Origin of the sequence: Streptomyces sp. BB1-1-1, from assembly GCF_031597775.1 — a bacterium.
Taxonomy (GTDB): Bacteria; Actinomycetota; Actinomycetes; order Streptomycetales; family Streptomycetaceae; genus Streptomyces; species Streptomyces thinghirensis.
Window position 1 is genome coordinate 8618079 of the sequence record NZ_CP134203.1, and the last position, 18074, is coordinate 8636152.

Genomic DNA, 18074 nt, shown 5'->3' on the forward strand with positions numbered 1-18074 from the left:
CCTCACCGCACCGCCCTCTCTTGTTCCGGCAGCCCCGTCCGCGGGCTGCGCCAGCGGCATGCCCGCCGCCCCACCGCGAAAGAGCCCTCTCATGCACACCCCCGCACGCTTCCTCGACCTGCACGTCCTCCAGCCCGTGACCGCGGCGAACCTCAACCGCGACGCCGACAACGACCCCAAGACCATCTCCTTCGGGAACACGACCCGGGCGTTCGTCTCACCCCAGGCATGGAAGCGCCCCATCCGCCTCAACGTCGAACAGGACCTGGGCGAACACGCCGCCCGCACCCGCATGGTGCCGCCCCTGGTCGCCCGGAAACTGCAGGAAGCCCAGTGGCCCGAGGACCTCGCCACGTTCGCCGCGGCCCAGATCGTCCACTCGGCCAAAAAGGACGGCCTGCAGCACAACGACCAGGAGGGCTACCGCACCCAGGCGATGCTCTACCTCCCGACGGACGTCATCGACGACCTCGTCGCCCTGTGCGAAAAGCACCGCACCGACCTCGAAGAAGCACTCGCCGCCCACACCCCCAAGAAGAAGATCGCGCCGGTCCTGCCCGCCAAAGACCTCGCCGCCCACCTGACCCGCCGCACCGCCAGCATCAACCTGTTCGGACGGATGCTCGCCGAACTGCCCGCCGGCCACGTCGAAGCAGCCGTACAGATGGCCCCCGCCTTCTCCGTGCACCCAAGCGACCCGCAGCCCGACTTCTTCACCGCGGTGGAAGACCTCCCCCAGAGCGGGGACTTCGGCAGCGCCCACCTCCAGACCGCGTTCCTGACCACCAGCGTCCTCTACCGTTTCGCGACGATCAACATCACCGACCTCCACGCGAACCTCGGCCCCGCCACCACCGCCGCCACGGTCAACGCTCTCGTCGAGCTCTTCGTCCAGCACTTCATCCTGAGCATGCCCGGCGGCAAGAAGACCGCCACCGCACCGCACACCGTCCCCGACCTCGTCCACTACGCCGTCCGCGACCGCCGCTCCGTCTCCTACGGAGCCGCCTTCGAACAGCCCGTCACCGCCCCCGCCCAGGGCGGCTACACCGCCCCCGCCCGCCAGGCGCTCGCCGACTACGCCGCCACCATCAGCCGCCTGCTCGGCACCCGCCACCTCGTCGCCCACGGACACACCAGCACCCAGGCCAAGCCCATCAAGGACCTCGGCGCCCGCCACCCATCCTTCGACGACCTCGCCGCCGCCTGCGCCGCCGCCGCGACCGCCGACCTCACTCCCGCGGGCCGGCCGTGACCGGCCTCGTCCTGCGCCTGGCAGGCCTGCTGCAGTCCTTTGGCGAACGCGGCGTCTTCCACTACCGCGACACCTGCGCCTTCCCCACCCGCTCCGCACTCATCGGCATGTTCGCCGCCGCCCAGGGCCGCCCCCGCGAACACGCCCTCGACCCCTACCCCCACCTTCGGACATCAGGCGACACCACCGCCCCGAGCCACCGCGACCTCACCGTCACCATCCGCATCGACCAGCCCGGCACCCCCTACCGCGACTTCCACACCGTCGGCGGCGGCCACCCCCGCGACCAGAGTCTCCTCACCGGCAACGGCACCCGGCGAAAACCTGCCGCCTCCACCCTCGTCTCCCACCGCGACTACCTCACCGGCGCCGTCTTCACCGTCGCCGTCACTGGGCCCGTCGCCCTCATCAGCCACATCGCCGAAACCCTCGAACGTCCCCGCTTCGGACTCTTCCTCGGCCGCCGCGCCTGCCTGCCCGACGAACCCCTCGTCCTCAACCCGGACAGCCCAGACCCCGTCAACGAACTTCTCACCCGCACCCCCCTCACCCGCAACCGGCCCCCCGCCCCCGCCGACACGCACCTGCCCACCACCTTCGTCTGGGAACACCCACCCCCAGGCGCCGAACCGACCACCCCACCCGACCGGGAAAGCACCAGCGAACCCCTCAACCTCACCCGCCACGCCCGACGCCACGTGCCACGCCCCCTGTGGATGACCACCGAAGCCCTACCCGCCCACCTCTACGCAGGCCCCCGACCCCTCGACGCCCTCACCACGTACAAGCACGGAGCACCCGCGTGACCAGCCTCTCCCGCCTCATCCTCGACCCCGGCCATCCCGCGGTCAGAGCAGACCTCGCCGACGTCGACAGCATCCACAAGACCCTGATGCGTCTGGTCCCCGACCACGCCGGCCCCACCCCCCGGGCAAGGGCCGGCCTCCTGTTCCGCACCGAACCCGGACCCGATCCGGTCCTCCTCGTCCAGACTGCCAACCCGCCCGACCTCACCGCCCTGCCCGCCCACTACGGCACCGCCCGCACCCTCGACCTCACCCCTCTGCTGAACTCCCTCACCCTCGGCCGCACTGTGCGCTACCGCATCACCGCCGCCCCCACCGTCGCCCGCTCCGCAGGCAACCCCACCCCCCACCCCGTCACCGGAAAGCGCCGCGGCAAGATCACCCACCTCACCGGCGACGACGCCCTCGCCTGGTGGCAGCGCCGCGCCACCGCCGCAGGCCTCGAACCCGTCACCATCACCTCCCTCCCACGCCCCTTTCCCCGCACCCGCGTGACGCGCTCGGCCCCCTACTTCACGCTCACCCAGTTCGACGGCCTCGCCCGCATCACCGACACCACCCCCCTCACCGACGCCCTGAAGAACGGCATCGGCCGGGCAAAAAGCTACGGAGCCGGCCTGCTCTCCCTCGCCCCGGCCTGACCCCGACCAGAAAGCACACCCCGGATGCCCCACCCGCCCGACCACGACGCCCTGCGTGCCGCAGCCATCTACCGCCTCTACACCCTCGAGCAGTCAGAGCGGCTCACCCGCACCCGGATCGTCGGCGTCGCCGACGCCTTCGGCGTCGACCCCCGCACCGTCGACCGCTGGCTCGCCAACGCCCGAGCCAACCACGGCACCTACCAACCCCCAAGCCGCCGCACCAGCTTCGTCCTCACCCCGCACATGCTCGACGCCGTGGCCCGCTGGCGCGGCAACGCCACCGCCGCCTGGAGAGAACTACGCGCCGAAGGCCACCCCGTCCCGTCCCTGCCCACCTTCCACCGTGCCACGAACAAGGCCCTCACCCCCGGCATGCGGGCCGGCCTCCGCGCCGGGGAGAAGGCCCGCCGGCGCTTCGACGTGTCCGGTGAACGCGAACGCCACCACCGCAACTACGCCTGGGAAACCGACCACGTCGAAGCCAGCGTCAAAGTCCGCATCGAAGGCCACATCCGCAAACCCTGGATCACCTTCTTCGTCGACTGCGCCACCTCAGCCATCTGCGGCCTCGCCATCAGCCCGCAACGCCCCAGCCGCGAAGGCGTCCTCGTCGCCATCCGCGACGCCATCCTGATCGACGAACACCACGGCCCCTTCGGCGGCATCCCCAGGTACGTGCGCGTCGACGGCGGCAAGGAATTCCTGTGCGCCACGGTCACCGACGCACTCGGCGTCCTGGGAACCGAAATCATCGCCCTGCCTCCCTTCACCCCCGAAGGCAAAGGCAACGTCGAAGCAGTCAACGGAGCCGTCAAGAAGACCCTGTTCGCCGGCATGCCCGGCTACACCCACGCCCCCGCCCTCCGCGGTGGCAAACCCGTAGACCCCGACCAGCCACTGCTTCACTTCGAAGCGTTCGTCGACCGGGTCCTCACCTGGGTCCACCACTGGAACCACGAGAACACCCCCAAAAGCCTGGGAGGCCAGACTCCCCGCCAAGCCTGGGACGCCGACCCCACGCTCATCGACACCGTCACTGCCGAAGACCTCCACACCTACACCCTCGAACGCCACGGCAAGCCCCTGACCATCAACAACGGCGGTGTCCGCTGGCGCAAGCGCAACTACATCGCCGACTGGATGCACGGCCGCGTCGGCGAAAAGGTCCACCTGCGCTACCTCCCGCACCACGACCACCGCGTCGAGCTCTACGACCCCCACACCGGCCGCCACCTCGGCGCCGCCGTCATGGCCCAACAAGCCACCCGGGAGCAAGCCCTCAGCCTCAAACAAGCCCGGCGCCGCGAAGCCGACCGCCTGCGCGCCCAACTGAAGAAGGCCGAGAGGAACCGCAACGAACGCTTCGCGGCCGCAACCCGCCCCACACCACCCGTCCCCCTGGACACGATGCCCGAAGAAGAGGCCCTCGAGCACCTGCGCACCCTCGACGGCTTCACCCCGGCCGCCGAGGCACTGCCAGACCTCATCAAGCTGCCCGAACCCGACGCCGCGCTGACCCGGCCCCTCGACCCCCGCACCACACCGCCATCCACCCCGTCCGCACCACCCGAGGAGCAGCCGTGACCGCCCCCGCCACCGCGCCCCGCCCCAGCCAGCTCCCACCACCCAGCCAGGACCACTACCTGGGCCTCACCGGAGCCAACGCCATGGCCACCAAAGCCGTAGCCGAAACCGAAACCCGCATCCTCAAGGCCATCAAACACAACGCCCTGGTCTGCATCCACGGACACGTCGGCCTCGGCAAAACCTTCGCCGTCCACACCGTCCTGCGCCGCCACGCCCCCGAAACGACCGTACGGCTGCGCTACAACAACGGCGCCAACATGAACGAGATCCGCACCCAGCTCTGGCGCCGCCTCGACCTGCCCGGACCACCCCCGCAGTCCGTCGGCCCCTGCGACCAGCAGATCCACGACGCACTCGAAGCCGAGCCACGCGTCCTGCTCATCGACGAAGCGCAAGGCCTCGGGACCAAAGCACTGGAGTACTTCCGCACCCTGTGGGGCGACGACGCACGCCGCGCCCCCATCATCCTCGTCGGCAGCGGCAACGCACGGCAGAAGATCCTCAACAACCCCGCCCTGCACTCCCGTATCCTCGACTGGTACCAGTTCAGCTCCCTCACCCCCACCGAAGTCCAGGCCGTCATCCCCGCCTACCAGCGGATCTGGGCCGATGCGCAGCCCGAACTGATCCTGTACACCGACGACATGGCAGGCCACGGATCATTCAGGAACTGGGCAAGAATCACCCTCCTCCTCCACGATGCCCTCGAAGAGAACCCCGGACTCACCCTGAACAAGGACCTCATCCGCTGGGTACTCAGCCGTATCGACCCCACCACTCGCCACACCCCCCAACGCAGATGACCGCACCGGGGCCCCTATTTAGAGCGAAGTCGGAGTGCGGACGTGCCGCAGCGGCTCCGCCGTTTGACCGACCGCGGCCGCTCCTCACAAAACCTTGAGACGAATGCGCCCAGACCGTGTGGGAGCGTCTGGGTCCGCCCTCCGGACGCTACTGGTGATGGTGCTCGTCGACGTCGAGTCCCGCCGGCCGGTAGATCTGCTGCCTGACCGGGAGACGTCCAGCCTGGCCGCATGGCTGGCGAACCGACCCGAGATGGAGATCGCCTGCCGGGACTGCGCGCCGTTCTTCGTGGAAGGCACCCCAGCCGGGGCACTCCAGGCGACGCAGGTCGTCGACCGCTGGCCGTGGTCAGTCACAGCGCCGGTTCCCCCAGCACTGATGCGCCACCGGACCCTCGCTCATGAGTTGGCCCCGCAGGACGTCAGCGGCGCGCGGCCGCGGTCGGGCACGCTGGGCGCATGCGGTCGAGCTCGTCGTAGATCTGGGCGCGTAGTTGGGCCCGCGGCACGGTGAGTTGCAGGCGTCCGTAGCGCGTCTCGAACCGGGCCAGATGCGTGCGGATGTGCTGGTAGAGGTCGGGGTGGCGGCGCACGAGTTCGTCGTAGGCCTGGTCCCCGGCCTTCTTCAGCAGCTCGTAGCTGGGATCCTGGCGCTCGGCCATGGACATGCCGTCGTTGAGCGCGGTGATCAGCCGGACGGACTCGGAGCGGCGTTGCAGCAGTGCGGCGAACAGGCGTCGCCGGTCGTGGAGTTGTCCGAGTTGTGCGGCGCTTCGCGGCGGGCTCGTGAGCGTGAGGTCGTGCAGGTGCTTGGTGTGGGGGTTGGCCGCGCTCGGGGCGGTCTCGGCGAGGGCCTCGGTGAGCTGGTCGCGCCACCGGTTGAGCACCAGAGGGTGGCACAGTGCGTCGTCGCGGGCGTCCTGCTGTGCGGCGTCGGCGATGAGACGCCGCCGGAAGGCCAGCCCGTCGAGCTCGATCAGCTCGCGCACCGCGTCGGTGAGAGGGGCGGCGAGCCATCCGTTGTCGATGCAGCGTGTGATCTTTTCCGGGATGGAGCGGATGTGGACGGCTGCCGAGGGCGCGACCCCCGCGTCCGCAGCGAGGCGGCGTACCAGCGCCTCCTTCTCGTCCGGGAGGTACCGGCCCAGCCACGCCCGCGCCAGACGCCGGGAGTCGTCGGTGGCCGCGGGGAAGGGGAGAACCCCCGCGGCGGTGAGCTCCGCGATGCGGTGTCTCTTGAGGCGCCGCTCCGCATCGCGCAGCCTGTCCCGCACGGCCCGCTCCTGCACGGCCAGATCCTCCACTTCCTCGCGACGCCTGCCGGACAGGACGCAGACCTCGCGCCGGATCTGCCGGTCGTGCATCGCGTAGGTAAGGGCATCGATACTCTGCTCGATGCGGTCCGGACCGAAGAGCAACTCGTCCAGACCGGTGCGCTGAAGCCCGCACGCGTGCGCCGTGACCACCTTTGCCAGGTCAAAGAAGCTCACGTTGACCAGATCCGCCAGCTCATGCAGGGGGAGCCGCCACGGCTGCTGGTGCGGCACACGGGTGGCCTTGAGACCCACTCCGGAGAGCACGGGACCGGCCCGGTAGCGGACAGGCCGCTCGTGCGGCTCGGCCAGGTCGAGGGCGAAGCGCATCTTCACATAGCGGACGGTGCGGCCGCGATGCAGGGCGGCCGTGGGACGGTCCCGCAGAGTGCGGCACGGGGCGCGCCTGGCCGCCCCGCAGGTCGGGCACACGATCGTTGCGACCTCGCACGAACGCACATTCCACAAGACCCGTAGCGCCGGGGAGGTATAGAGCGCACCGTCGGCCCGCACGGCGACATCAATGCTGGAGCACATGGGCCGGAGGCTGCCAGGCGCGACCTGCTTCCTGACCGGGCCGCGCCGCGCAGGCGCTGTGAACAACCCGGAAGAGGACGCTCACGTTCCAATCCCGAACTCACGTTCGTATTGTCGCCGCACCATGGGGTGAACTTCGCCGACAGGCCTCCAGGACGGGCGCCGGAGCGCACCCTGACATGCATGCCCTTCGTGGTCGGCGCCCTTCGCCGGTGTGCCGGTGGGCGAGTCCGGTCACCGGCACAGCCCTCGCTGGCCTCCTCCGTGCGCGGCTTGGAGTCCGGCTAAGCCATTTGGTTTGGATCAGCCGGTCGTTGGTCCGGGTGTGCCGTTGACTGATGCGCAGTGGGCGCGGATCGAGCCGTTGCTCCCGGACCGGACGCCGAAGCGGGGTGGCCGCTGGCGGGACCATCGGGAGGTGATCGACGCGATCGCCTTCAAGTTCCAGACCGGTACCCAGAGGGTGCACCTGCCAGAGAAGTACGGCAACTGGCGGGGCGTCTACAACCGGCTGCGGATGTGGGCCGTCGACGGCACGTGGGAGCGGGTGTTCACCGCCCTGGTGGCCAAGGCCGACGCGAATGAAGACGTCAGCTGGGCCGTGTCCGTGGACTCCACCATCGTGCGCGCTCACCAGCACGCGGCCGGGGCCCGCAAGAAGGGGCGCCAGCCGACGAGCCGAACGATCACGCCATCGGCCGGTCTCGCGGCGGACTGACCACGAAGATCCACCTCGCGGCCGACGGCCGGTGCCGGCCGCTGGCGTTCGTCCTCACCGCCGGCCAGGCCGGCGACGCACCCGCCTTCACGGACGTCACGGCCCGCCTGCGGCGTTCCCCGCCCTTTTGGACGGCCCCGCACCAGGCCGGGCCTGCTCCTGGCCGGCAAGGCGTACTCCTCCCGCGCGATCCGCGACCACCTGCGCAGGCGCGGCATCCGCACGGTGATACTGGAACGGGCCGACCAGCAGGCCAACCGGCGACAGCGCGGACAGGCCGGCGGCAGACCGCCGGCCTTCGACCGCGAGGCATACAAGCAACGCAACGCCGTTGAGCGGTGCATCAACCGCCTGAAGCAGTGGCGCGGCATCGCCACCCGCTACGAGGAGACCGCCACCATCTACCTCGCCGGACCTCATATTGCGGGTATCTTCCTCTGGTCCGCCCGCTGATCCAAACGAGGCCTAGACCCTCTAGAGGCCGCGGCGCTAGGCACAGTGCTGTGACTAGGCATCTAGCAGCGGCACTCATTCGCGGTTCCCTCCCCATGGGCGAGGTGTGCTGACGGTGTGGCAGTGACACCTGCCCAGTGAGCGCAGCGGGCCCAGCTGGCGAGAGTTCCAGGTCATCGACCAAGCAGGCTGCTAAGCACCTCCTTCGAGGCCGCGCGCCGTTCGGGGTTGCGGGACCAGACGGCTGGCACGGCGACCAAGAGAAGCAGGACGAGGATGAGGATTTCGATGGTGAGGGCGGGGACCAGGCCACTGCTTGCGCCTGTCAGGAGCGCCATGATTCCGCCACCACCTGCGACTGTGAGAGGACCTGGGAGGCTGATGCGGTTCGTCGCGCTGGCTGCAGGCGGCTGAGCGGATTCTCGCCGCGTAGGCTCGATGTTGATGATTCCTCCTCGATCGGGACGGTCATCGATCAGCGGCCCTCCGTCGTGAGCGGGGGGCCGCTCCCTGATGATGCAGCGAGTTGACATCGTCCTGTTGAGGTGTGGATTACATCTACTTGTTGCACATGGCAGCTCGGGCGATACATTCGCCCGCTACCAGCGCACCCTCCAGCATCGTCCTGTTCCTCACTTGGGTCCGCTGTGCGGGTTGCTCTTCGAGGGCAGCCGAAGAGTGCTCAGCCTTGAGGCCCCACATCATTACGGTTGGCACTCACGAACGACGGGTGCCGACATCAGGCAATATCAGGTTGGCTGAAAATCGAATGCCTCGTTCAGGTCCTGGACCGAGAACCCTCCTTCTTCCTCCCGCTGTGGCAAGCCGTGGACGTAGTACTACGCGCCCTGCCCATGGTCATGGTGGAAGGACCAGACTAGGTGGTCGCGGCAGCCGAGGAACTGCGGGACGCATCGTGCGAAATAGCAATGGTTCTTATGGACATCCTTGAGGCACGCGGCAACGGTCTCGACGTAAGCAGCCTGCGGGAAGACCTGGTTGAACAGCAGAACTGGCTCGACACGCTCATCTCGGCTTTCGCTGTCGCCGTCCGTAAGGTCCTGGACCTGCAGACGGACGGGTAGAGGCCCGCCGTCATCGGCCACCATCCGGGCGCTCCGTATCGGAGAGGTCTGCCGCCTCCTTTAGGGTGCCGGCCCCCCCCTCACAGCCGGACCGGGTCCGGCGCTCAAACGCTCCGCGGCCCTCCCCGACGGAATCGGTCGAGCACAGGGACCACAGGCTGCGCAGACTGTCCACAAGCACCTGGGCAGGGCGTGATCCCGGCGGGTGAGCCCGGCGCGCGGTCGTCCATTCCACGAGCATGCGGCCCGCCATGCGAGCCATCCCGGCGGATTCCACCTCGACATGGCGAAGGCGTCCCTCCGACGCCATGCGTCCCACAGCGTCCAAAGACTCACACACCTGCTCCCGCAGGAAGCCCAGTTCCTTGTCGGTCACGGCCAGGAAGGTGCTAAGCCGCTCTGCCCCCGATGTCTCGCCGCGGTCCGCGAGCTGTTCGCTGTGGTAGTGCGCGGCGAGCAGCCACGCTGCACGCGACTGCTCGGGTGGTCCGTCGAAGGCCATGGCCGACCGCAAGTCGGCCATGAACACGCCGTCGTGCGTCGGCAGGGCCGGCGCATTCAGCCAGGTGAGCACGCCGCAGACCCGCCCATCGAGCTCGGTGCGTGATGCAGTCACCAGATCCCGGCGGCGCCGGAGATTGGCCCTCATCTGCTGGACAGCCGATCTGTTGTCCATGTCCACGGAGGCTGCCGCCTCTGCCCAGTCGTACCACGGCCCCTCCTGCCCGCGGTGCTCGGCCGGGATCCGTTGCAATGCCTCGTTCTCCCTCTCACGGGCCTTGCTGTAGTAAGGAAAGTAGGCCTTGAGCAGGGCTGCACGTACAGGATCCAAGGGCACCGGGACCTGGTTGAACCACGCCAGCAGTGCCAGATCATCATTGCTCCGGCACCGCGGAGCGCAAACCAGAAGGCCCGCAACGAGAGCGACTGTCTGCGGCGCGTGAACCGTGCGTCCACCGATCGTCACCTGCGTCTCTGAACGCCGGGGTACCAGCCCGGCCGTACGCCATCGCTCCAGCTGGTACGGGCTCAGCTTCAGTCCGGACACGGCGACGATCCGGATCAAGTGGCTGTCGGCCGCGCCAGGTTGTGTTCTCACCATGTGCTCAAGGTACGAAAGGGCATAGCCGAATCCGCGGGCGTCAGCGCGGGGCACTGGACGCCATGGACGGTCTACCCGACGGCCTTGTGCCAGCTGGCGGTACCGCGCCCGCATCGGCGGTGCTCTCGGTCGTCGATGGACATCCTCGGCGTCAGGCTCGTCCGCCCAACTGTCGTGAAGGTCGTTTGGACGCTCAGAGGCCTGTGGTTCAACCCGAGACTCCACCGCCGGCGCCAGGGCGGCGTCCCTGGTGGAATATCTCGTTCTCTCGGCTCCACTGGGCAGTATGTGGTTGCAAGCGGGCATCGGTGGGGTCAGGGCAGCCCACAGCTGCTGCGGGACAAGTTGAGGTATGCCCAGGGCGCAGCCAGAGAGTGAGATGTGTGGTCGGTGGTGAGGACCCGGCGCCAATCACCGCGGTCACGCCGTAGCCGCCTCAATAGCAGCTGTGGGCGGCTTCAGGGCGGATCGAGGGGCGACTGGCGCAGGTCGAGGTAACAACGCAGTCGCACACCCGGCTGCCCGGCCTCGCGAGTTGTGCATTCCACGGATGTTGTGGCCCATCGGGAGGCCAGGGCCGTGTGAAAGGCGAATGCAGTCGCGTCGTCGGCTGCGGCGACATCGACCACGATCAGCCCGGGTTCGGACACGTGTACTTCGTTGATCGCTTCCATGCCCGGGACGACGCCTCGCTCAACACGGCGGTTCTGGATGCTGTCTGTATTCACCCTCACGAGCGTGCCTGGGCCGGATCGGCCGCATCAGTTTACGAGCGGGATACGTCGTGCATCGCCGTTTATCCGGGGACGCGTCGCAGGAGGAATCCGCCTCGTCCGGGCAATGAGTAGTCACGTTTTCTCCACTCGACCTCCACTACCTGATCACGTCCGGTAGGCTCCGGGCGCTCCATTCGCACCACTGAAGGGGGGATTCCTCATGCGCATCAGGCGCACTCTGACCGCTGCCGCGACCACGGCGGCCATCACCGCTCTCGGCCTGGCCATGGCCGTTCCGGCGCAGGCCGCCGAGTATTCCTCGGCCCTGAAGATCAAGGGCGTGCAGTACGACGCCCCGGGCCGGGACTCCAACAAGTGCTCTGGCGGCAACACCGCTGCCGAGTACCTGACGATCAAGAACTACTCGAAGACGGCGACCGTGAACCTGAAGGGCTACAAGGTCAAGGACGCCGCCGGCAACTCCTTCACCTTCAAGAACAGCCACACGCTGCATCCCGGCGACCAGGTGAGCCTGCGCGGGGGCCGCGGCACCGACTCGGACGCCAAGAACGTCGTCTACCGCCAGAACTGCAACTTCATCTGGAACAACGACAAGGACACCATCTACTTCTACAAGCCCACCGGGGCCCGCGCCGACGTCCACGCCTACACCCAGAAGGCCAACGACAAGGACCGCAACGGCTACATCACCTACCACGGCTGAATCGGCCCCCCACGGGAAAAGCGGCCGCCGGGCACACGCCCGGCGGCCGATCCGCTTGCGTATCACCGCCCGCCCTGCGGCGAGCTGGGAACTATGCGACGGGCTCGTAGGCCACGCTCTGCTCCGGGCAGCCGATCGCAGCCTCCTGCAGGGCTGCCACCTCGGTCTCGTCCGCGCTCAGGTTCCAGCGCAGCTTTGTGCCCACCCACTCGGCGATGTACCGGCAGTGCACCTCGGTGGCCGGCGGCAGCCACTGGGCCGGGTCCTGGTCGGCCTTGGACCGGTTCGAGCGGGCCGTGACCGCAACCAGACTGGTGGCCGAGCCCTGGTCGTTGGCGTACGCCTCACGCCGCTCGGATGTCCATGCGGAGGCGCCGCTGTCCCAGCTCTCCGCCAGGGGCACCATGTGGTCGATGTCGAGTCCGGAGGCCGAGGTCACCCACACCTGGTCGTAGTAGGACCACCATTGTCCCCCCGACAGCCGGCACCGGGGCCCGACCGTAGGCGGCTCGACGGCCTCGTCGAGCAGGACCTCGTTGCGGGTGGAGCAGCCGTCGGCCGGATCGTCGCCGGTGTTCCAGTGGCGGAAGGCGTCACGGTCGTAGCCCTCACGGGACTCGGCCGCGACCGGCAGGCGGCTGACCGCTTCAGCGAGCGGCAGCGTCTCCGCCGCGTGGACCGGCGTGGAAGCGGCGACGGACAGAAGGGCGAGGGACGCGGCGGCCAGGCCGCGCAGCACAGAGATGACCATGGACCGTTGATAGCGGCCAACGCCGGGGCGCGATCAGCCATTTGCCGAGTGCGCCGCCCGTGTGAGTGGAAATGTCATACCGGCTCCAGCCTCGATCCAGCCGCAGCTGATCACTGAATGAATGGAGCTGCTTCCTCCATGAGTGCCCGCAGCTGCTCGAGCGACGGCCGTAGCAGGCCCTGGCCACGGTGTACTCGGCGTGGCAGAAGCGCCTGTGCCCTGCGAAGTGCGCCGGCGCCCGGCGCGGGAATGATCTCCTGGGGCCTGCTGTGCATAGGGCTGCCGCGGACGGATTTGGATGCCGCAACGTCGGCAACTCCGTTCTTGGAACTATCGGTCGTCCTCGATGTCCCGTGGGGACGGTTGTCTTCCCATGCCAGGTCGAGGACGTAGCGCTCGGTGTGTGCGGTGTGCCGCCAGCTGTCCGACAGGGGGGCCGCCGTCCAGACGCGGCCAGATCTCGCAGTGCCGCTTCGCGAAGGCTGCCCATGGCCTGGCGGCAGGTCCATCAGGCAGCTCCCCGACGCACACCTGGGCGGGGCAAGTCCGTCTCTCTGCGGGGCCAAGGCCGAGCTGATTGACGACCAGGGTTCCGGTCTCGGACTGAGAGGGTGATTAAGAGGCGGCCTTCGACCTCGCCCGGAGCGGAGGGAGGGTCTCCCGGATACGGATGCCGACCTGGCCGGAGTGTTCGCCTGAAAGCTGTAGAGCTACTGATGGTAGCCGTTCCCGGCCACTACCAGCTGGCGTGCGAAGCCCATGGCGGCTGCGTCGTCGAGGTAGGCGTCGGCATCCTCTGCCTCGATGAAGCGAAGGCCATGGAGGGCTCCCATACTGTTCGACCAGGAGTCTCATGTGCGAGCCTCCCTCTCAGCGGGTGATCTTGACCTAGGACGGGTGGCCGCCCAGCATCCGGTGGAGGTCTACATCGAGTGGAGCCGGCGCAGTCGGCCCGTACGAGTGCAGCCGCACGTCAGAGCCGTTGTCAGTGCCGGCCGCTAGCGTTGCCGCATGCCTGAGAACGCTCAACTGGACACGCACTCAAGCGCCAGCGCGCTGCGGGAGCCTCATCGCGCCGCAGAGACCCGAAAGTCAGCGTGTTCATCGAACATCGGTACGTCTTCTGCTGCCTGAGTGCTCGGCCCTGCCTGAACGAACAGCCCGCGCCTGCTCATGTACAGGCGCAGGGCGCGGTCGTTGCCCTGGCATGCCTTCAGTCGCATCACGCCTGGTCGGCGCGGTGATATCTGTTCACCGTGTGCCTCTTTCGGGGGACACCGCGTCGCCGCTGAGGCGGCTACGATCCTGGCAACCCACCCTCCGTGCAATTGCATATGGGATCCCATGTCCCGCGAAGCAATGCAGAGGTCCGTGTGCGGAGCCCTCGAGGGACTCGTTCGGTGGGGCATCGTCGAGCGACCAGAGAAGGTGACGGCTGTGCAGTACCGCAACGGGCTTCCGGCGCAGAACATCAGCGGAGCGCTGTGGATCAAGAGCAGTCACAGCAACGCTACGGGCGGCAACTGTGTTGAAGTGGCGGCCTTGCCCGGCGGGGGAGTGGCCCTGCGCAACTCCCGTGACCCCCATGGTCCGGCACTGGTGTACTCCCCGGCGGAGATCACCGCGTTCCTGGCCGGGGCCAAGGCCGGCGAGTTCGACCACCTGACCGGCTGACGGGCCGACCGCAACCGTCGGACACGCAGTATGCGAGTCTGCGAAACTGGCGCGGATCCAAGGCCGTTTCGCAGGGGGGCTGGCATGTCCGACGGTTCCGGTTCCGGGTTGCATGAGGCCGCCGCGGCACCGGTGCCCGGGAGCACCGGGCAGAACGCCAGGCCGGAGGTGGCGGCCCGCCTGCTGGGGGAGGCGCTGCGCCAGGCCCGCAAGGAGCGCAATCTCGCTCTGCGGGACGTGGCCCCGGTCATCCGCGGCTCGGTCTCCAAGCTCAGCCGTCTGGAGCGGGGTGAAAGCCCGCCCAAGGACCGCGACGTGCGGGACCTGGTAGCGCACTACCGGCTGGCCGGCGACCGGGTGCACGAGATCGAAGCCCTCCTGCAACAGGCCAAGGACAACGCCTGGTGGCAGCAGTACAGCGACGTGACGCCCAACTGGCTCAAACGGCTGATCGGTCTCGAGGCCGGCGCAACCCGCATCTACTGCTATGAGAACCACGTCGTCCCGGGCTTGCTGCAGACCATGGAATACACGCGGGCCCTGGTCACCAACGGTCTGCCCGGAGCGGGGCCGGAAGAGGTGGAGCGCCGGGTCCGGCTCCGCCTGGAACGCCAGCGCATCATCCGCAGCCCTCAGCGGCCCGACATCATCGCCATGCTGGACGAAGGGATCCTCCTGCGGCCCGTAGGCGGGCCTGCTGTGATGAGCCGCCAACTCGACCATCTCATCCAGCTGTCGGACCAAGGCCGGATCAACATCCGCGTCGTGCCCTTCGACCGCAGCGCCAGCGCAGCACCCAGCTACCCCATCACCCACCTGACTTTCGGTGACGGCGGGCCCTCGGAGCTCGTCTATGTGGAGTTGATCGACAGCGCGATGTACCTCAGCAGGACCGCCGAGATTGAGCAGTACCGGCTGGTCCTGCTCAATCTGGCGAAGGCCTCGGCCCGAAGGAAAGACAGCCGGGCCATGCTGGAGCAGGCACGGGACCGCTATGCGGCCCACGCCGAGGAGCCAGTCTGACCCCGCCTTGAAGATCCGCCTTGCAGGCGGGTATCCAGCTGCTCCCCAGCGCCGGCCTGCCCGATCGGCCACTTGTTCACAGGATTTGGATGCGGCTGGCGCGAGACCGTCACAGCTGGGCTACCCCGCCCCACTCCACCCACTCGTCGCTGTGAGCGCGGGGCGGGAGACTGTCGTCCGGCCGCCAGTCGGTCACGTCCACCAGGCCCGGCTCCAGGACCTGCATCCCCTCGAAGAAGGCACGGACCTCCTCTTCCTCCCGCACCCTGCCCCAGTGACCATGGGTCGCCCCGTCCATCAGCGAGGTCACTCTCTCCCGCACCCCGGCGTCAGCACTGACGAGTTGGCAGACCACCAGGAAACTCCCCGGGGCGAGCCGCTGGGCCACATCGCGCACCAGTTCCCCGGGACGGTCGCGGTCGGGCAGGCAGTGCAGCACGGAGATGAACAGGGCGGCAACGGGCTGGGTGAAGTCGATCAGGTGCCGCACTTCGGGGTGAGTGAAGATCGCTTCCGTGTCGCGCATGTCGGCATCGATGACGACGGTGCTGTCGTTCTCCTCCAGCGCCGCGTGCCCGTGAGCCAGCACGCTGGGATCGTTGTCGATGTAGACGACCCGGGAGCTGGAGTCGATGCGCTGGGCGATCTGATGGACGTTGTCCTGCGTAGGCAGGCCGGATCCATGGTCGATGAACTGGCGGATCCCGTAGTCCTTCGCCAGTACGCGGACGACCCGCTGGAGGAACTCGCGGTTGTTGCGCGCCAGTACCTTGGTGCCTGGCGCAATCTGCATGAGCTTCTCGCACTCCTGGCGGTCGGAGGCGTAGTTCTCGATCCCTCCGAGCAGCCAGTCGTACATCCGCGCCACGCTTGGCACGCTCACGTCAATACCAGTTGTGTTGTTTTCCGCCATGTACGTCAAGAAGGGCCCCCAACCGTCCGCATCGGTGAATCGCCCATGCTAGAACCGCACAAGACGGCATCCAAGCTGACCGGCGGAAAAAGACCCCATCGTGAAATGAGCCCTTTCTGGCGCGAAAAAAGGCGCCCCGGAGCATTCCGGGGCGCACGCCGCCTGCTGACGGTCACGGAGGACCCGCTGAGGCTGGCCCGACCGCTGCCCAGGCGCCACAAGCCGCAGTGATCTCAGTCGCGCTCCGGCACGGTCTGCGCCCGGCAACGGCCGCAGACCGACTCCGCAGGACGGGAACCGTGCAGACTCACAGCAGCCTGACGGACCGCCTGCCACAGCGGCTCGACGTCATCAATGCGCCCGCCCAGAGCACGCACCAGGCGGGCAGTCGCCGGCCAGGGCAGAGCGTGCCGGCCGGCCAGGACCTGACGCAGACACTCCACAGGCAGCAGCGCCTGCTCACCGAGCCTGTGCAAAGCAGGGGAACCGGCTGACAGATGCAGACCGCGCAGTGCAGCCGCCAGGCAGCCGACAGCTCCCTGAGCAGGCAACCGAGACGTCATCAGCGTGCCGGCGGCACTCTCCCACAACAGTCGCAGATCCTCCGCCGTGCCACCGAACACACCGGCTAATGTGTACACCTCAGGCCACGACGGCACGGCGTCACCGTTCAATGCCTGGAGCACGTACTCCGGCTGGAGCCCCGCCCGCTCGGCCGCCTCGTCCACCACCACGCCTGAGCTGATCTGCAGACAAGCCAGGGCGTCCGCCAGGCGCTGGACGGCGCCGCGCCGATCCGCGGCCTGCCGGGGCGGGAAGAGGGCCCGCAGCGCAGGCGTACTCCAGCGGGCGCTGGCCTGCGCCGCGGTGATGCCCGCGGCCGCGCCCACCTCCTCCCAGCTCGCGCCTGCCTGCTGTGCCTCATGCACCACTGCCGCCGTACAGCGCTCCGCCTGACGGTAGACACTGTCGATGATCTCCAGCTGAGCCCGCAGCGGAAGCTGCAGCCTCTGGGAGGCCATCAGCCGTCCGGTGAGAGCCGCCAGGTGACGTGCGCTGCGCGCGGCACTGGGAACCGCCAGCGGCTGACCGCGCTGCGCGTTGCGCGCCCGCTGCGCGCGCCTGCGGCACAGCTCGTCACAGTAGTCCCGGCGCCGTCCGCGCCCTTCCCGCAGACGCAGCGGCTGCCCGCAGTGTCCGCACTTCTTCCGCTGAACCGGAGCTCGCACTGCCCTCTTCCGCCCCTCCGTGTGAAGTCGATGCACGGCGGTGCCTGCGCGGCGCACCGCGCAGGCACCGCCGCCGGAGCGCTTGGCTCCGGCAGGCAGCAGATCCCTACAGCCGAACGCGCAGGTAGCGGAAGGAGGACTGGGCCGCCAGGCCGGCGGCCGGCAGCAGCAGCCAGGCGTCCCGGCCGCCGGATCCCAGCACCCACACGACGATGATCACCACCAGGACGAAGCTCAGCCGCAGGCGGACGTCCAGGGCATCCAGGCAGGCGTTTTGTGGAATGACGGAGCGCGAAATGGTATTTTCGCGTCCGCGGGGCATGCAAGGCATACCCCGGAAGAAGCGGGCGTTCATATGGTTAGCAGCCTTTCTGACTGAGCGTCCGCAACAGGGTCCCGGTGGTGTGGCGACACCCCCGGGGCCCGCCCGCGTTTGGGGGCGTACGGCACTTTCTGGGGAGGAAGTTACCCCCTCCCGTGCGTCGTCGTCACGTTAACCCGGAGATCCAGAAGGCAACCGTCACGCAAAAATGCACGTGCAAGTCTCGCTCCGTTCGGCCCAGTTCTCCGGTCTGGTGAAAATCTGTCCACGCGACACATCTGACGCCCCTGGAACGGACAGATCTCGACCCTTCCGTTCAATAAGGCGAGAGAACCGGCCAACCCTTGACGGACAGTCAATGCGGGGCCGAAGGGTGCTCGTCAGCAGCAGATCTCCGCATTCACCCGTGGGAGGGATGC

The 18074-nt window shown here is 68.4% G+C and carries 17 protein-coding genes and 1 pseudogene; 10 read left to right on the top strand and 8 right to left on the bottom strand.

Features of this window, described 5'->3' with window-relative positions; translation table 11 throughout:
• Window positions 1–91: 91 nt before the first annotated feature.
• The 5 genes from cas7e to RI578_RS39690 are packed head-to-tail and all read left to right on the top strand — an operon-like array spanning window position 92 to window position 5095.
• Complete coding sequence (gene cas7e / locus RI578_RS39670) at window positions 92–1255, top strand: type I-E CRISPR-associated protein Cas7/Cse4/CasC (protein WP_310875616.1); 1164 nt, start codon at window positions 92–94, stop codon at window positions 1253–1255.
• Window positions 1252–2061: a type I-E CRISPR-associated protein Cas5/CasD gene (gene cas5e, locus RI578_RS39675; RefSeq protein ID WP_310875617.1), complete on the top strand. Its 810-nt coding sequence runs from the start codon at window positions 1252–1254 to the stop codon at window positions 2059–2061. The genes cas7e and cas5e overlap by 4 nt, the downstream gene beginning before the upstream one ends.
• Entirely contained in the window at window positions 2058–2702 is a 645-nt protein-coding gene (gene cas6e / locus RI578_RS39680; RefSeq protein WP_310875618.1) for a type I-E CRISPR-associated protein Cas6/Cse3/CasE, read from the top strand. Before cas5e ends, cas6e begins: the two co-directional genes overlap by 4 nt.
• 24 nt (window positions 2703–2726) lie before the next feature.
• The gene (locus RI578_RS39685) at window positions 2727–4289 is read left to right on the top strand and encodes a Mu transposase C-terminal domain-containing protein (protein WP_310875619.1); all 1563 of its coding nucleotides are present in this window, start codon (window positions 2727–2729) and stop codon (window positions 4287–4289) included.
• On the top strand, window positions 4286–5095 hold the full coding sequence (locus RI578_RS39690) for an ATP-binding protein (RefSeq protein WP_310875620.1): 810 nt from the start codon (window positions 4286–4288) through the stop codon (window positions 5093–5095). Before RI578_RS39685 ends, RI578_RS39690 begins: the two co-directional genes overlap by 4 nt.
• A gap of 422 nt (window positions 5096–5517) precedes the next feature.
• On the opposite strand, the gene RI578_RS39695 is transcribed toward RI578_RS39690, so the two are convergent.
• The gene (locus RI578_RS39695) at window positions 5518–6744 is read right to left on the bottom strand and encodes a hypothetical protein (RefSeq protein WP_310875621.1); all 1227 of its coding nucleotides are present in this window, start codon (window positions 6742–6744) and stop codon (window positions 5518–5520) included.
• A 526-nt stretch (window positions 6745–7270) separates the two neighbouring features.
• Here RI578_RS39695 and RI578_RS39700 point away from each other — a divergent pair.
• Window positions 7271–8116 (top strand): annotated as a pseudogene (locus RI578_RS39700) (IS5 family transposase).
• A 173-nt stretch (window positions 8117–8289) separates the two neighbouring features.
• Here the strand turns inward: RI578_RS39700 and RI578_RS39705 are convergent.
• Window positions 8290–8454 (bottom strand): hypothetical protein, encoded by a 165-nt coding sequence (locus RI578_RS39705; RefSeq protein WP_310869179.1) that lies wholly within the window; start codon window positions 8452–8454, stop codon window positions 8290–8292.
• Between the two features lie 543 nt (window positions 8455–8997).
• Here RI578_RS39705 and RI578_RS39710 point away from each other — a divergent pair.
• Window positions 8998–9201 carry a hypothetical protein gene (locus RI578_RS39710; protein ID WP_310869178.1) on the top strand — a complete coding sequence of 68 codons (204 nt, stop codon included), beginning with the start codon at window positions 8998–9000 and terminating at the stop codon, window positions 9199–9201.
• Window positions 9202–9211: 10 nt separating this feature from the next.
• Here RI578_RS39710 and RI578_RS39715 read toward each other — a convergent pair whose 3' ends face one another.
• Both RI578_RS39715 and RI578_RS39720 read right to left on the bottom strand, forming a co-directional pair.
• A complete protein-coding gene (locus RI578_RS39715) occupies window positions 9212–10303 on the bottom strand; it encodes a hypothetical protein (protein ID WP_310869177.1) in 1092 nt (363 codons plus the stop codon).
• Between the two features lie 458 nt (window positions 10304–10761).
• Window positions 10762–11031 carry a DUF6207 family protein gene (locus RI578_RS39720; RefSeq protein WP_310869176.1) on the bottom strand — a complete coding sequence of 90 codons (270 nt, stop codon included), beginning with the start codon at window positions 11029–11031 and terminating at the stop codon, window positions 10762–10764.
• 208 nt (window positions 11032–11239) lie between these two features.
• On the opposite strand from RI578_RS39720, the gene RI578_RS39725 reads away from it, so the two are divergent.
• Window positions 11240–11743 (top strand): lamin tail domain-containing protein, encoded by a 504-nt coding sequence (locus RI578_RS39725; protein ID WP_310869175.1) that lies wholly within the window; start codon window positions 11240–11242, stop codon window positions 11741–11743.
• Window positions 11744–11834: 91 nt separating this feature from the next.
• Here RI578_RS39725 and RI578_RS39730 read toward each other — a convergent pair whose 3' ends face one another.
• Window positions 11835–12494, bottom strand: coding sequence for an HNH endonuclease family protein (locus RI578_RS39730; protein ID WP_310869174.1), 660 nt, complete (start codon window positions 12492–12494; stop codon window positions 11835–11837).
• 1437 nt (window positions 12495–13931) lie between these two features.
• On the opposite strand from RI578_RS39730, the gene RI578_RS39735 reads away from it, so the two are divergent.
• Together RI578_RS39735 and RI578_RS39740 are read left to right on the top strand one after the other, a co-directional pair.
• Window positions 13932–14168 carry a DUF397 domain-containing protein gene (locus RI578_RS39735; protein WP_310869173.1) on the top strand — a complete coding sequence of 79 codons (237 nt, stop codon included), beginning with the start codon at window positions 13932–13934 and terminating at the stop codon, window positions 14166–14168.
• A gap of 84 nt (window positions 14169–14252) precedes the next feature.
• Window positions 14253–15191, top strand: a complete 939-nt coding sequence (locus RI578_RS39740) for a helix-turn-helix transcriptional regulator (protein ID WP_310869172.1) — start codon at window positions 14253–14255, stop codon at window positions 15189–15191.
• Between the two features lie 109 nt (window positions 15192–15300).
• On the opposite strand, the gene RI578_RS39745 is transcribed toward RI578_RS39740, so the two are convergent.
• The 3 genes from RI578_RS39745 to RI578_RS39755 all read right to left on the bottom strand — a co-directional run bounded on the left by RI578_RS39745 (window position 15301) and on the right by RI578_RS39755 (window position 17655).
• Complete coding sequence (locus RI578_RS39745; RefSeq protein WP_310869171.1) at window positions 15301–16104, bottom strand: SAM-dependent methyltransferase; 804 nt, start codon at window positions 16102–16104, stop codon at window positions 15301–15303.
• Window positions 16105–16337: 233 nt separating this feature from the next.
• Complete coding sequence (locus RI578_RS39750; RefSeq protein ID WP_310869170.1) at window positions 16338–17126, bottom strand: hypothetical protein; 789 nt, start codon at window positions 17124–17126, stop codon at window positions 16338–16340.
• A 313-nt stretch (window positions 17127–17439) separates the two neighbouring features.
• A complete protein-coding gene (locus RI578_RS39755; protein ID WP_310869169.1) occupies window positions 17440–17655 on the bottom strand; it encodes a hypothetical protein in 216 nt (71 codons plus the stop codon).
• Window positions 17656–18074: the final 419 nt, after the last annotated feature.